Origin of the sequence: Mesorhizobium sp. B2-3-2, from assembly GCF_006442295.1 — a bacterium.
Classification (GTDB): Bacteria; Pseudomonadota; Alphaproteobacteria; order Rhizobiales; family Rhizobiaceae; genus Mesorhizobium.
This window is the reverse complement of record NZ_VFWA01000003.1, coordinates 214,975-229,463: the sequence shown is the minus strand read 5'-3', so window position 1 is coordinate 229,463 and position 14,489 is coordinate 214,975. Positions and strand designations below refer to the sequence as shown.

The following is a 14,489-nucleotide window of genomic DNA, read 5'->3' as shown; positions in this document are numbered from 1 at the left end:
TCGAACGTCTCGTCCAAATTCTACTCCGCCGCTTCCAGCGGGGCGATGCGGCGGCTGTTGCGCGCTTGCTCGTCATAGTCGCGTTGCCATTCCGATGGTCCGTTGGAGGCACCGACCTGCACCGCCGTCACCTTATATTCCGGACAGTTGGTTGCCCAGTCCGAGAAGTCCGTGGTGATGACATTGGCCTGCGTGTCGGGATGGTGGAAGGTCGTATAGACCACGCCCGGTGACACCCTGTCGGTAATCTGCGCGCGCAGCGTCGTCTCGCCGGAGCGGCTGGTCAGCCGCACCCAGTCGCCGTCGCGCAGGCCGCGGTTCTCGGCGTCGTGCGGATGGATCTCCAGCCGGTCCTCGGAGTGCCACATGATATTCTCGGTGCGCCGCGTCTGCGCGCCGACATTGTACTGCGACAGGATCCGGCCGGTGGTCAAAAGCAGCGGGAAGCGCGGTCCGGTTCGCTCGTCCGTCGCCACATATTCGGTGCGGATGAACTTACCCTTGCCGCGCACGAAGCCGTCGACATGCATGATCGGAGTTCCGAGGGGGGCCTTCTCGTTGCAGGGCCATTGCACCGACCCGACGCGGTCGAGCAACTCGAAGGAAACACCGGCGAAGCTCGGCGTCGTCTTGGCGATCTCGTCCATGATCTGCGACGGATGCGTATAGTTCCAGTCGAGCCCGATGGCGCGGGCAAGCTCCTGCGTCGCTTCCCAGTCGGCGTAGCGTGCTTTCGGTTCCAGCACCTTGCGCACCATATTGATGCGGCGCTCGGCATTGGTGAAGGTGCCGTCCTTCTCGAGGAAGGTCGAGCCCGGCAGGAACACATGCGCGTAGTTCGCCGTCTCGTTGAGGAAGAGGTCGTGCACGACCACGCATTCCATCGCGGCCAGCCCGGCGGCGACATGCTTGGTGTCGGGATCGGACTGAAGAATGTCCTCGCCCTGGATGTAGATGCCCTTGAAGGACCCATCGACGGCGGCATCCAGCATGTTCGGGATGCGCAGCCCCGGTTCGTCGTCCAGCTTCACGCCCCAAAGGCTTTCATAGATGTCGCGCACCGCGTCGCCCGAAATATGGCGATAGCCCGGCAGTTCGTGCGGGAAGGAGCCCATGTCGCACGAGCCCTGCACGTTGTTCTGGCCGCGCAGCGGATTCACGCCGACGCCCGGCCGGCCGATATTGCCGGTGGCCATGGCGAGGTTGGCGATCGCCATCACCGTGGTCGAACCCTGGCTGTGCTCGGTGACGCCGAGGCCATAATAGATCGCGCCGTTGCCGCCCTTGGCGTAGAGACGCGCAGCACCGCGGATCAGTTCGGGATCGACGCCGGACAGCTTGCCGACGGTTTCGGGGCTGTTCTCCGGCAGGGCGACGAAGGACGCCCAGTCCTGGAATTCCGTCCAGTCGCAGCGCTCGCGGATGAAGGCCTCGTCGAACAGGCCTTCGGTGACGATGACATGCGCCAGCGCCGTCAGCACGGCGACATTGGTGCCGGGTTTCAGCGGCAGGTGGTAGTCGGCTTCGATATGCGCCGACTTGACCATCTCGGTGCGGCGCGGGTCGAGCACGATCAGTTTGGCGCCCTGGCGCAGCCGCTTCTTCAGCCGCGAGGCGAACACCGGGTGTGCGGAAGCCGGATTGGCGCCGATGATGACGGCGACGTCGGTGAATTCGACGGAATCGAAATCCTGCGTGCCGGCCGAGGTGCCATAGGTCTGGCCAAGCCCGTAGCCGGTCGGCGAATGGCAGACGCGCGCGCAGGTATCGACATTGTTGTTGCGAAAACCCTGGCGCACCAGCTTCTGGACGAGATAGGTCTCCTCGTTGGTGCAGCGCGACGAGGTGATGCCGCCGATCGCGGTGCGTCCGTACTGGTACTGGATGCGGCGGAACTCCTTGGCCGTGTGGGTGATCGCCTCTTCCCAGCTCACCTCGCGCCACGGATCGCTGACCTTTTCGCGGATCATCGGCGACAGGATGCGGTCCTTGTGGGTGGCGTAGCCATAAGCGAAGCGGCCCTTCACGCAGGAATGGCCGTGATTGGCCTTGCCCTCCTTGTAGGGCATCATGCGGATGACCTCGTCGTCCTTCACTTCGGCCTTGAACGAGCAGCCGACGCCGCAATAGGCGCAGGTGGTCACGGCCGAGCGTTCCGGCAGGCCCTTGGCGAGCACTGTCTTCTCGCGCAGCGCATCGGTCGGGCAGGCCTGCACGCAGGCGCCGCAGGACACGCATTCGGAAGCGATGAAATCCTCGTGCATGCCGGCGACCATCCGCGATTCGAAGCCGCGGCCCTCGATCGTCAGCGCGAAGGTGCCCTGCACCTCTTCGCAAGCCCGCACGCAACGCGAGCAGACGATGCACTGCGCCGGATCATAGGTGAAATAGGGGTTGGATTCGTCACGCGCGATATAGTCGACAGCCAGCGAGCCGTGGCCGGGCGCGACGCCATCCTCCTTGACGTGGTTGCGGCCTTCGACACCGTAGCGGTTTTCGGTCAGGCCGACCGACTTCGCCACCGCGTCGAACTCGCTGGCGCCGGTACCGGCCTTTTCGTTCCAGCCGGTCGGGTGGTCTGAGACATAGAGCTCCATGACGCCGCGGCGAATGGCGTCGAGCCGTTCGGACTGCGTACGCACCACCATGCCTTCGCCGACCGGCGTCGTGCAGGAGGCCGGCGTGCCGCCGCGGCCATCGATCTCGACCAGGCAGACGCGGCAGGAGCCGAAGGAGTCCAGCATGTCGGTGGCGCACAGCTTCGGGATCTCGACCCCGCCTTCCATCGCGGCGCGCATGATCGACGTGCCTTCCGGCACGGTGATGCTGCGGCCGTCGACGGTCAGCGTGATCCGCTTGGCCGCCTTCGATTGCGGGGTCCCATAGTCGATCTCTTCGATGAGCGTCGGGAAGTCGGCCTTGATGTTCATCTGCCAGTTCCTATTCAGCAGCCACGCGCGCCGGCGCCGGCTTGAAATCCTCGGGGAAATGCGTGATCGAGCTCATCACCGGGTACGGCGTGAAGCCGCCCAGCGCGCAGAGCGATCCGAACTTCATCGTGTTGCAGAGATCGGCGACCAGGGCGAGGTTCTTCTCCGGCTCGATGCCGGCGGCGAGCCTGTCGATGGTTTCCACCCCGCGCGTCGAACCGATGCGGCAGGGCGTGCACTTGCCGCAGCTTTCGATGGCGCAGAACTCCATGGCGAAGCGCGCCTGCTTCAGCATGTCGGCGGTGTCGTCGAACACGGTGATGCCGGCATGGCCGATCAGTCCATCGCGCTTGGCGAATTCCTCATAATCGAACGGCGTGTCGAACAAAGCGCGCGGAAAATAGGCGCCGAGCGGGCCGCCGACCTGCACCGCCTTCACCGGCCGGCCGGTGGCCGTGCCGCCGCCGATATCGTCGACGATTTCGCCCAGCGTCATGCCGAAAGCCGCCTCGAACAGGCCGCCGCGCTTGACGTTGCCGGCGATCTGGATCGGGATCGTGCCGCGCGAGCGGCCCATGCCGAAATTCTTGTAGAAGGCGGCGCCCTTGTCCATGATGACAGGCACCGAAGCCAGCGAGATGACGTTGTTGATCACCGTCGGCTTGCCGAAAAGGCCCTGAACGGCCGGCAGCGGCGGCTTGGCGCGCACCACGCCGCGGTTGCCTTCCAGGCTGTTCAGAAGCGAGGTCTCCTCGCCGCAGACATAAGCGCCCGCGCCGACGCGGATCTCCATGTCGAAGGTGTTGGGCGAACCGAGCACGTTGAGGCCGAGCACGCCGGCCTTGCGGGCGACCTCGACGGCCTTGTTCATGACCGCCACCGCATGCGGATATTCCGAGCGGATGTAGACGAACCCCTTGGTCGCGCCGGTGGCGATGCCGGCGATCGCCATGCCTTCGATCAGCACGAAGGGATCGCCCTCCATGATCATGCGGTCGGCGAAGGTGGCGCTGTCGCCCTCGTCGGCGTTGCAGACGATGTATTTGCGCTCGGATGTCGTATCGAGCACGGTCTTCCATTTGATGCCGGTCGGGAAGCCGGCGCCGCCGCGGCCGCGCAGGCCGGACTCCGTAACCTGGCTGACGATCTCGGCCGGCGCCATGGCCACCGCGTTCTGCAGGCCCTTCAGCCCGCCAAGCGACTTGTAGGCGTCGAGCGACAGCGGGTCGTTGATGCCGCAGCGCGCGAAGGTCAGACGGGTCTGCTTGGCCAGGAACGGGATCTTGTCCGGCGCGCCCAACCAGCGCTTGTGATGGCCGCCGGTAAGAAAGCCGCTGTCGAACAAGCTCCTGACGTCGGACGGCTTCACCGGCCCGTAGGCGACGCGGCCGTTTGCTGTGGCGACCTCGACCATAGGCTCCAGGAAATAGGCGCCGCGCGATCCATTGCGGACGATCTTGGCCTCGACGCCGCGCTCGGCGAGTTCAGCACGAACAGCCTTGGCGACCCTTTCGGCACCGAGCGCCAGCGCGCCGGAATCGCCGGGAATGTAGATGCGCGGGATCATGAGCGCACCTCCGCGACGATCTCTTCGATCTTCTCGTTGTCGAGCCGCCCGATCACCTCGCCATCGAGCATCGCCGAGGGCGAGCAGGCACACAGCCCCAGGCAGTAGACCGGCTCCAGGGTCACCGAACTGTCTTTCGTCGTCTCGTGGAAATCAATGCCGAGCAATTGCTTGATCCTGGCGGCCACCGCGTCGGAACCCATCGACTGGCAGGCTTCGGCCTGGCAGAGCTTGAGCACATGCCGGCCTGCCGGGCGGGCGCGGAAATCGTGATAGAAGGTGACGACGCCGTGCACCTCCGCTCTGGAAAGGTTCAGTCCGTCGGCAATGACCGGGAGTGCTGCCTGCGGCACATGGCCGAACTCTTCCTGAATGCCATGGAGGATCGGCAGCAGCGGACCTTCGAGGTCCTTCAGCTCCTGGATGATCGCGGCCGTGCGCGATGCGATCTCGGTACTTGCAGGCTGCATCGTCACGCAGCGCCCTCCCTGGTCGGTGGCTTTATCGCTAAGCCTTTACAAAATCAGGGGAAACTCCTGAAATCAATAAAGCTGATCCGTCGCTCGATAGAAAATTTCTATCGAGCTCCTGCGCCTGCATTCTGTAACCTAGTGGTGGGCGCGAAAATCGTCTGCAAGCGCCATCGCCTCGTCCAGCAGCGCCGAAACCAGCGGTGTGTGCGGTTCGCGCAGCGCGGCCACCAGCCCGACGGTGTGGCTGGCGTCCGGCTCGACGATCGGGATGGCCCGGATAGGCTCGGAAAAGCCGAACGTTTCCGTGAGGTTGAGCGGCATGATCGAGGACCATTTACCGGTGCGGATATGCGAGAACAGCACGATCATCGAATTGGATTCCAGCGTCGGCCGCACCTCGACGCCGGCTTCGGCCAGGTGCTGGTCGATGATGCGGCGGTTCTGCATGTCCGGGGTCAGCAGGCAGAGCGGCAGGTGGCTGATCTCGGCCCATGTCACTTTGTCGCGGTCGGAATAGGGGTTTCCGATCGCGGTGATCAGCTGATAGCGCTCATCGTAGAGCGGTACGCTGGTCACTCGTCCGAGCGGCTCGTTGTCGAGATAGGTGATGCCGGCGTCGATGTCGAAATTGCCGAGCAGCGACAGCACTTCGATCGAGGTCCGCGACAATACCGAGAAGGTGACGCCGGGGTGTTTTTCGCGGAATGGCGTCGTCAGCCGCGCCACCATGGCGAGCGCGGTGGGAATGGCGGCGATGCGGATACGTCCCGACAAGCCGTGCCGCGCCGCCCGCATCTCCTCGCGCATGGTCCTGGTATCGCCGACGATACGGCGTGCCCACACCAGCACCTGCTTGCCCTCCGGGGTCAGGCCCTGGAAGCGCGAGCCGCGCAGGACCAGCATCACGCCCAGCTGACCTTCAAGTTGCTTGATGCCGGCCGACAAGGTGGGCTGGGTGACGCCGCACACTTCGGCCGCCCGGCCGAAATGCTCTTCCTTGGCCAGCGCGATGAAAAATTCCAGCTTGTCGATCATATCTGAAGCTAGCCGCCCCCGCCGCACCGCGCCAGAGGGCTGCTGCTAACTGCGATGTGGATCGCCCAAGCCGATGCTTGATGGCAGGAACCTATCGGTCGACGAGATTGAGGATGTTGCCATCCGGATCCTTGAACCAGGCGACCTTCATGCCGTGGCCGACATGGATGTCTCCTTCCAAGGTCAGGCCGGGCATCTCGTAGTGCTCGAAGGCAACGCCCTTCGATTTCAGCCCGTTAACGACGGTGTCGATCTCATCGCCAACTGTCCACGTCACCGCCGTCGCCTTGTTGGTTCCGGCGAACTGAGAGCGATAGACGTTGATCGTGGTGTCGCCGCTTTTGTACACGATCAGTTCGCCACCCTCGTCATGCACCTGTTTCAGGCCGAGCGTCCCCTCATAGAAAGCCTTTGCCTTCGCCAGGTCTTTCACCGCGAGGTTGGCCGTTGCGTTGCTGTTTGCAAGCATGATCGTTTCTCCTTCGCTGCTTGTCGTCCCCGGCGTCTCCTTGGAAATAGGTCGATCCGGTCGCTTGACGAGCCCCGCTTTGCCGGCGGCCAGCCAATTGCGAGCGGTGCCTGCAATTGGCTGCATCCACATCTTTCAGCCGGCTTACTGTTCCCCATGGGCGCATGCAGCGCTATGTGGATGGAACTGGTGCGCCGGGAGGGACGAACATGCTGGGCTGGTTCCGCAAGCTGTTGCCGCGCGAAGATCGCTTCTTCGACCTGTTCGAGAGGCATTCCCGCACGGTGGTCGGCGGCGCGGAGGCCCTGCAGCAGCTCCTCCTGGGCAAGGACATCGAGCATTGGTGCCAGAAGATCGTCGATCTCGAGGACGAGGCCGACCATATCACCGCCGAAGTCCTGCTTGCCGTGCGGCGCTCTTTCATCACGCCTTTCGACCGCGGCGATATCAAGGACCTGATCCAGTCGATGGATGACGCCATCGACATGATGCACAAGACCGTCAAGACGGTGCGGCTGTTCGAGAAGAGGGAATTCGATCCGCTGATGCAGGAAATGGGCGCCGTCATTGTCGATGCCGCCAGGCTCGTCGCGGAGGCGATCCCGCTGCTGGCCAAGGTCGGCGCCAACAGCGCGCGCCTGAATGAACTCGCCGAGGAAGTCATGCGTGCCGAGGGCCGGGCCGACGATCTGCATGAGCAGGGCCTGAAGGATCTCTTCAGGCGGCACGGCCGCAGCGATGCGATGGCCTATCTGATCGGCTCGGAGATCTATGGCCAATTGGAGAAGGTGGTCGACCGCTTCGAGGACGTCGCCAACGAGATCAGCGGCATCGTCATCGAGAACGTCTAGGCGATGGAAGTCGCGATCGCCTTTCCCCTGCTGGTCGGCCTCGTCGCCGTCGCGCTGTTCTTCGATTTCCTCAACGGCCTGCACGACGCCGCCAACTCGATCGCCACCATCGTCTCGACCCGGGTGCTGAGGCCGCACTACGCGGTGTTCTGGGCGGCCTTCTTCAATTTCATCGCCTTCATGTTCTTTGGCCTCCATGTCGCCGAAACCGTGGGCAAGGGTATCATCGACGCAAGCATCGTCACCCCCGCGGTGATCTTCGCCGCCCTGGTCGGCGCCATCGTCTGGAACATCGTCACCTGGATCGCCGGCATCCCGTCGAGCAGTTCGCATGCGCTGATCGGCGGACTGGTCGGGGCAGGCGTCGCAAAGGCCGGCACGGGTGCCATCGTCTGGGCGGGGCTCGGCAAGACGGTCGCCGCCATCGTGCTCTCGCCGGCGACCGGCTTTGTCCTGGCGCTGCTCCTGATCCTGGTGGTTTCCTGGCTGTTCGTGCGCCAGACGCCATTCGCCGTCGATAGCACCTTCCGTGTCATGCAGTTCTTTTCCGCCTCCCTCTATTCGCTCGGTCATGGCGGCAACGATGCGCAAAAGACCATGGGCATCATCGCCGTGCTGCTCTATTCCCAAGGCATGCTCGGAACGGATTTCTACGTGCCGCTCTGGGTGGTCCTGACTTGCCAGTCGGCATTGGCACTGGGCACGCTGCTCGGCGGTTGGCGCATCGTCCACACGATGGGCTCCAAGATCACCAGGCTCAACCCGATGCAGGGATTCTGCGCCGAGACCGGCGGCGCCATCACCCTCTTCGCCGCGACATGGCTCGGCGTTCCGGTTTCGACCACGCACACCATCACGGGCGCCATCATCGGCGTCGGCGCCGCCCGCCGTGTCTCGGCGGTGCGCTGGGGCATAGCCGGCAACATCGTCATCGCATGGGTCGTCACCTTGCCGGCGACGGCGGCGATTTCGGCCCTGACCTATCTGGCGGTTCGCCTGGCAGGCTGATGTCGCGGCCTGGCGCTTGGAGCCGCCGGCGATCTGCACTATGTGAACAGCAGCCGAACGCCAGGGAAACAACAGCCATGTCCGTCACCAACGAAACCGTCATCGAGCGCCTGAAAACGGTCAACGGCCCGGATTTCACCGGCAACATTGTCGACCTCGGCATGGTTTCCGAAATTTTCATCGCCGATTCGAAAGTGTTCTTCTCGATCACCGTTCCGGCCGCCAGGGCGCAGGAGATGGAGCCCTTGCGCGCCGCGGCCGAGCGTGTCGTGAAGGCTATTCCCGGTGTCGCCGGCGCCGTCGTCGCCTTGACGGCGGAGAAGAAGGGCGGCGGCATGGAGGCGCCTGTCGCGGCGCGCCCGGCGCCGCGTCCCACCCCGCCCGTTGCCGCGCCGCGCCCGGCGCCCCATGCGCCTGCCTCGCACAGCCAGGGCAAGCGCGGCGTGCCCGGCATCGAGGCGATCATCGCCGTTGCATCCGGCAAGGGCGGCGTCGGCAAATCGACCACGGCCGTCAACCTGGCGCTCGGCCTCGCCGCTAACGGGCTGAAAGTGGGCGTGCTCGATGCCGACATCTATGGCCCATCCATGCCAAGGCTGCTCAATATTCACGGCCGGCCGCAGACCGTCGACGGCAAGATCCTGAAACCGATGCAGAATTACGGTCTCAAGGTGATGTCGATGGGCTTCCTCGTCGACGAGGAAACGCCGATGATCTGGCGCGGGCCGATGGTGATGTCGGCGCTGACGCAGATGCTGCGCGAAGTGGAATGGGGGCCGCTCGACGTGCTCGTCGTCGATATGCCTCCTGGCACCGGTGACGCCCAGCTCACCATGGCCCAGCAGGTGCCGTTGGCCGGCGCGGTCATCGTCTCGACGCCGCAGGATCTGGCCCTGATCGATGCTCGCAAGGGCCTCAACATGTTCAGGAAGGTCGACGTGCCGCTGCTCGGCATCGTCGAGAACATGAGCTATTTCCTCGCCCCCGACACCGGCAAGCGCTACGACATCTTCGGCCATGGGGGCGCACGCCGCGAGGCCGAGCGCCTCGGCGTCACCTTCCTTGGTGAGGTGCCGCTGGAGATGGGCATCCGCGAAAGCTCGGATGAAGGCGCGCCGGTGGTGGCATCGAAGCCTGACAGTGCCGAAGCAAAGATCTATCGCGATATCGCTTCGAAGGTCTGGGACAGGGTCAACGAAGAGCGCGGCGCGGCCGCGGACGCCGTGCCGAGCATCGTCTTCGAGTAATTTTCGTCCAGGCGGTGCTAACGCTGGATAGACCAGCCTAAGCAGCACCCACCTTCTCGCCGAAACTCGAAAAGAACTGTCCCGCCAATTTCTTCGAGGTCGATTCGATCAGCCGGCTGCCGAGCTGGGCGATCTTGCCGCCGACTTCGGCCTTGGCTGCGTATTTGAGCACCGTCGCGTCCGCCCCGTCCTCGGTCAGCGTCACGTCGGCGCCGCCCTTGGCGAAGCCGGCGATGCCGCCCTTGCCTTCGCCCTGGATCGTGTAGGCATGCGGGGGATTGAGATTTCTCAACGTCACTTCGCCGTTGAAGGTCGCCTTGATCGGGCCGATCTTCACCACCACCGTCGCCGCCATCTCGGTCGGCGACTTCATTTCCAGGCTCTGGCAGCCGGGGATGCTTTCTCTCAGCACCGCCGGATCGTTCAGCGCTTCCCAAACTTTCTGGAGGGGTGCGGCAATGCGCTCCTCGCCCTCGATCACCAAAGCCATCAGAACCTCCCGGACGACCAATGTCGGATTGTTGGTAGCGTGCGGCCCGATTGATGTCTATCGCACCAAAGTCCGGATTCAGATCACGCGTGCCCCTTGCCTGCACCCGCGCGTTGTCATATCGATTTGTCATACAAATACGGAGACCATGATGGCTGGCGCCCCCGCAGGAAAGAAAAAGTTTCGCTCGCAGGAGTGGTTCGACAACCCCGACAATCCGGGCATGACGGCACTCTATCTGGAGCGTTACCTGAATTACGGGCTGACGCGCGCCGAACTGATGTCGGGCAAGCCGCTGATCGGCATCGCCCAGACCGGTTCCGACCTGTCGCCTTGCAATCGCCACCACATCGAGCTCGCCAAACGCGTGCGCGAAGGCATCGTCTCGATGGGCGGCATTCCTTTCGAGTTCCCGTGCCACCCGATCCAGGAGACCGGCAAGCGCCCGACCGCAGCTCTCGACCGCAACCTTGCCTATCTGAGCCTGGTAGAAGTGCTCTATGGTTATCCGCTTGACGGCGTCGTGCTCACTATCGGCTGCGACAAGACGACGCCGGCGCTGTTGATGGCAGCGGCGACCGTCAACATTCCGGCGATCGCGCTGTCGGTCGGCCCCATGCTCAATGGCTGGCACAAGGGCAAGCGCACGGGTTCGGGCACCATCGTCTGGGAATCGCGCCAGCGCCTGTCGGCCGGCGAGATCAACTATGACGAGTTCATGGATATCGTCGCCTCCTCGGCGCCGTCCACCGGTTATTGCAACACCATGGGCACCGCCACCACCATGAACTCGCTGGCCGAGGCGCTCGGCATGCAGCTGCCGGGCTCGGCGGCGATTCCGGCTCCTTATCGCGAGCGCGGCCAGATCGCCTACGAGACGGGAAAACGCATCGTCGACATGGTGCACGAGGATTTGAAGCCGTCCGACATCATGACGCGCAAGGCCTTCGAGAACGCCATCGTCGTCAATTCGGCGATCGGCGGCTCCACCAACGCGCCGATCCATCTGAACGCCATCGCCCGCCATCTCGGCGTGCCCCTCGACAATGACGACTGGCAGAAGATCGGCCTCGACGTGCCGCTCATCGTCAATCTCCAGCCGACGGGCGAATATCTGGGCGAGGACTACCATCACGCGGGCGGCGTGCCGGCCGTGGTGGCGGAGCTCATGAAAGCCGGGCTGCTGCCGCATCCGGATGCTCTGACCGCCAACGGAAAGACAATGGGCGACAATTGCCGCGATGCCGTCAACGAGAACCGCGAAGTCATCCGCACCGTCGCCGAGCCGCTGAAGGCCAATGCCGGCTTCATCAACCTCAAGGGCAATCTGTTCGATTCGGCGATCATGAAGACCAGCGGCATCTCGCCCGAATTCCGCGAGCGCTATCTCTCCAACCCGAAGGACCCCGAGGCCTTCGAGGGCAACGCCATGGTCTTCGACGGACCTGAGGATTACCACGCCCGCATCGACGATCCGGCGCAAGGGATCGACGAGCATACCATCCTGTTCATGCGCGGCGCCGGTCCCGTCGGCTATCCCGGCGGCGCCGAGGTCGTCAACATGCAGCCGCCGGCCTATCTCATCAAGAAGGGCATCCACGCGCTGGCCTGCATCGGCGACGGCCGCCAGTCCGGCACGTCGGGTTCGCCCTCCATCCTCAACGCCTCGCCGGAAGCCGCCATCGGCGGCGGGCTTGCATTGCTCAAGACGGGCGACCGCGTTCGCATCGACCTGAAAAAGGGCACGGCCAACATTCTCGTCACCGATGACGAGATCTCCCGCCGCCGCGCCGAGCTGCAGAACAATGGCGGCTACCACTATCCCGAGCACCAGACGCCGTGGCAGGAAATCCAGCGCGGTATGGTCGACCAGTTCTCGGGCGGCATGGTGCTGAAACCGGCGGTGAAATACCAGGACGTCGCTCATACGAAGGGCATGCCCCGAGACAATCACTGATTATTCCCCGGGACAATCATCGATTGTTCAAGCGACAATTGACGATAGCGATCGACGACCGGCGGCCTGATGGGCCGCCGGTCGTTTTTTCGTTTCGGGGCCCGCCATGGACCGAGGACATTGCGTCCTTGACAAGCCTGCCCAACAAATCCACCATCGCTGCAAGGGGTTCATCGCGACGACCCCGTGAGGCGTCAGCCCAACGTTCGCGTCCAGGCTTCTCTTTCAGGAGGTGGACGCCATGCCGTCAACAACCGCTGTCACCGTGCCGCAACTGATCCGTATGGTCGGTTTGCCGGGCGCGCCTGCAATCCTCGATATCCGTACCGAGGACGACTACAACGCCGATCCACGTTTGCTGCCGGCGTCGTACCGGCGCGATTTCAAAACCGTCCAGACTTGGGCGGCCGACTTCGCCGGTAGCCGCGTGGCGGTCGTCTGCCAGCAGGGAAAAAAGCTTTCGCAAGGCGTCGCCGCATGGTTGCGCCATGAAGGGATCGCCGCCGAATCGCTCGAAGGCGGCTTCGAAGCCTGGCGGGACGCCCACGGCCTTCTGGTCCGTGCCGACAGGATGCCGCCTCGTGACGACAGGGGCCGCACCGTCTGGGTGACGCGGGCCCGGCCCAAAGTCGATCGCATCGCCTGCCCCTGGCTGATCCGCCGTTTCGTCGATCCTCAAGCGGTCTTCCTGTTCGTCGACGCGGCGGAAGTGCCTGATGTCGCCGATCGTTTTCAGGCCGTGCCTTTCGACATCGACAATGCGTTCTGGAGCCATCGCGGCGAGCGCTGCACATTCGACACGATGCTCGAGGAGTTCGGGCTCGAATCCGAAGCGCTCGACCGCCTCGCCGTGATCGTGCGCGCAGCCGACACGGCGAGCCTCGACCTGGTTCCGCAGGCGGCGGGATTTCTCGCCGCCTCGCTTGGTTTGTCGCGCATGTTTCGCGATGACCTGCAACAATTGGATGCCGGCATGCTGCTTTACGACGCGTTCTTCCGCTGGTGCCGCGACGCCACCGGCGAGACGCACAATTGGCCGGCGGGAGCGAAGGCGTCATGAACTCCCTCCTTTCCGAAGAAAGTGCCGACCTCATCGAGGCGCCCTCGGTCCCGAGTTTCCGCGAGGCCACGAAACTCTGGGCGAAGATCGGGTTGCTCAGTTTCGGCGGACCGGCCGGGCAGATCGCGCTCATGCACAGGGAATTGGTCGAGGAAAAGCGCTGGATCGGCGAGCAGCGTTTCCTGCATGCGCTGAACTACTGCATGCTGCTGCCCGGTCCCGAGGCCCAGCAACTCGCCATCTATATCGGCTGGCTGCTGCACAGGACGGTCGGCGGTCTTGTCGCCGGCGTCCTCTTCGTCGTGCCCGGCGCGCTCGTTATGCTCGCCTTGAGCATTCTCTATGCGCTCTATGGTGATGCGCCGCTGGTCGAGTCGCTGTTTTTCGGCGTGAAGGCGGCGGTGCTGGCGATCGTGATCGAGGCCGTGATCCGCATCGGCCGGCGGGCCTTGAAGAACCGGGTGATGGTGGCGATCGCGCTTTGCGCCTTTATCGGCATCTATGTGCTCAACGTCCCGTTCCCGCTCCTCATCCTTTTTGCAGGACTGGTGGGATGGGCCGGAAACAGCATTGCGCCGGCCCTGTTTTCTGGCACCGCGCACAGCAAGGACGACGCTCCCGACGTCAAGGGCGCGGTCGATCTGATGTTCGAGCGCGGCGAACTTGCCCATACCAGGCCGACGCGATGGCACGCACCGCGCACCATCGCGATCTGGCTGCCGATCTGGCTTGGGCCGGTTCTGCTGATCTGGGCGTTCACATCGGCAAACAGCGTCTGGACGCAGATCGGCGGCTTCTTCAGCCTCATGGCGGTCGTCACCTTCGGCGGCGCCTATGCCGTTCTGGCCTATGTCGCGCAAGCGGCCGTAGGCTCTCTCGGCTGGCTTGCGCCAGGAGAAATGGTCGATGGCCTGGGCCTTGCCGAAACCACGCCCGGACCGCTCATCCTGGTCCTGCAGTTCGTCGGCTTCCTTGCCGCGTTCCGCCATTCCGGATCGTCATATCCGTTGTTTGCCGGATCGCTCGGAGCGTTGCTTACGCTGTGGGTTACCTTCACGCCGTGCTTCTTCTGGATCTTCCTCGGTGCGCCCTACATCGAAGCGCTGCGCGGCCACAAGGCATTGTCGGCGGCATTGGGCGCAATCACCGCGGCGGTCGTCGGCGTCATCATGAATCTGGCCCTGTGGTTCGCATTGCACGTCATCTTCCGCGACGTGCGTGCGACGGGGCTCGGAACGGAGGTGCCGGTGCTGTCCTCGATCGACTGGCGTGCCGCGCTGCTGTCCTGCGCTGCCATGATCGCCATCCTCAAACTGAAAATCGGCATGCTGCCGACGCTTGCCGTATCGGCCCTGGCGGGTGTTCTGCTTTTGGCGGCAACCGGCTAAATATCTGCCTCTCT

At 64.0% G+C, this 14,489-nt stretch carries 12 protein-coding genes; 6 read left to right on the top strand and 6 right to left on the bottom strand.

From position 1 onward, the window contains the following. Positions 1-20: 20 nt before the first annotated feature. The 5 genes from fdhF to FJ964_RS09785 form a co-directional block, all read right to left on the bottom strand. Positions 21-2,930, bottom strand: coding sequence for a formate dehydrogenase subunit alpha (gene fdhF, locus FJ964_RS09805; RefSeq protein ID WP_140550200.1), 2,910 nt, complete (start codon positions 2,928-2,930; stop codon positions 21-23). A 10-nt stretch (positions 2,931-2,940) separates the two neighbouring features. After that, on the bottom strand, positions 2,941-4,497 hold the full coding sequence (locus FJ964_RS09800; RefSeq protein WP_140550199.1) for an NADH-quinone oxidoreductase subunit NuoF: 1,557 nt from the start codon (positions 4,495-4,497) through the stop codon (positions 2,941-2,943). Then, complete coding sequence (locus FJ964_RS09795) at positions 4,494-4,973, bottom strand: formate dehydrogenase subunit gamma (RefSeq protein ID WP_140550198.1); 480 nt, start codon at positions 4,971-4,973, stop codon at positions 4,494-4,496. The genes FJ964_RS09800 and FJ964_RS09795 overlap by 4 nt, the downstream gene beginning before the upstream one ends. A gap of 132 nt (positions 4,974-5,105) precedes the next feature. Then, on the bottom strand, positions 5,106-6,005 hold the full coding sequence (locus FJ964_RS09790; protein WP_140550197.1) for a LysR family transcriptional regulator: 900 nt from the start codon (positions 6,003-6,005) through the stop codon (positions 5,106-5,108). Between the two features lie 91 nt (positions 6,006-6,096). Next, positions 6,097-6,474, bottom strand: coding sequence for a VOC family protein (locus tag FJ964_RS09785; RefSeq protein WP_140550196.1), 378 nt, complete (start codon positions 6,472-6,474; stop codon positions 6,097-6,099). 209 nt (positions 6,475-6,683) lie between these two features. Between FJ964_RS09785 and FJ964_RS09780 the strand changes: the two genes are divergently transcribed. The 3 genes from FJ964_RS09780 to FJ964_RS09770 all read left to right on the top strand — a co-directional run bounded on the left by FJ964_RS09780 (position 6,684) and on the right by FJ964_RS09770 (position 9,580). After that, the gene (locus FJ964_RS09780; RefSeq protein ID WP_140550195.1) at positions 6,684-7,325 is read left to right on the top strand and encodes a DUF47 domain-containing protein; all 642 of its coding nucleotides are present in this window, start codon (positions 6,684-6,686) and stop codon (positions 7,323-7,325) included. Positions 7,326-7,328: 3 nt separating this feature from the next. After that, on the top strand, positions 7,329-8,333 hold the full coding sequence (locus tag FJ964_RS09775; RefSeq protein ID WP_140550194.1) for an inorganic phosphate transporter: 1,005 nt from the start codon (positions 7,329-7,331) through the stop codon (positions 8,331-8,333). Between the two features lie 77 nt (positions 8,334-8,410). Further along, on the top strand, positions 8,411-9,580 hold the full coding sequence (locus FJ964_RS09770; RefSeq protein ID WP_140550193.1) for an Mrp/NBP35 family ATP-binding protein: 1,170 nt from the start codon (positions 8,411-8,413) through the stop codon (positions 9,578-9,580). Positions 9,581-9,617: 37 nt separating this feature from the next. On the opposite strand, the gene FJ964_RS09765 is transcribed toward FJ964_RS09770, so the two are convergent. Beyond that, positions 9,618-10,070 carry a carbon monoxide dehydrogenase subunit G gene (locus FJ964_RS09765; protein WP_140550192.1) on the bottom strand — a complete coding sequence of 151 codons (453 nt, stop codon included), beginning with the start codon at positions 10,068-10,070 and terminating at the stop codon, positions 9,618-9,620. A gap of 151 nt (positions 10,071-10,221) precedes the next feature. Between FJ964_RS09765 and FJ964_RS09760 the strand changes: the two genes are divergently transcribed. The 3 genes from FJ964_RS09760 to chrA all read left to right on the top strand — a co-directional run bounded on the left by FJ964_RS09760 (position 10,222) and on the right by chrA (position 14,475). After that, positions 10,222-12,027, top strand: a complete 1,806-nt coding sequence (locus tag FJ964_RS09760) for an IlvD/Edd family dehydratase (RefSeq protein ID WP_140550191.1) — start codon at positions 10,222-10,224, stop codon at positions 12,025-12,027. A 241-nt stretch (positions 12,028-12,268) separates the two neighbouring features. Next, positions 12,269-13,087: a sulfurtransferase/chromate resistance protein gene (locus FJ964_RS09755; RefSeq protein ID WP_140550190.1), complete on the top strand. Its 819-nt coding sequence runs from the start codon at positions 12,269-12,271 to the stop codon at positions 13,085-13,087. After that, positions 13,084-14,475: a chromate efflux transporter gene (gene chrA, locus FJ964_RS09750; RefSeq protein ID WP_140550189.1), complete on the top strand. Its 1,392-nt coding sequence runs from the start codon at positions 13,084-13,086 to the stop codon at positions 14,473-14,475. The genes FJ964_RS09755 and chrA overlap by 4 nt, the downstream gene beginning before the upstream one ends. Positions 14,476-14,489: the final 14 nt, after the last annotated feature.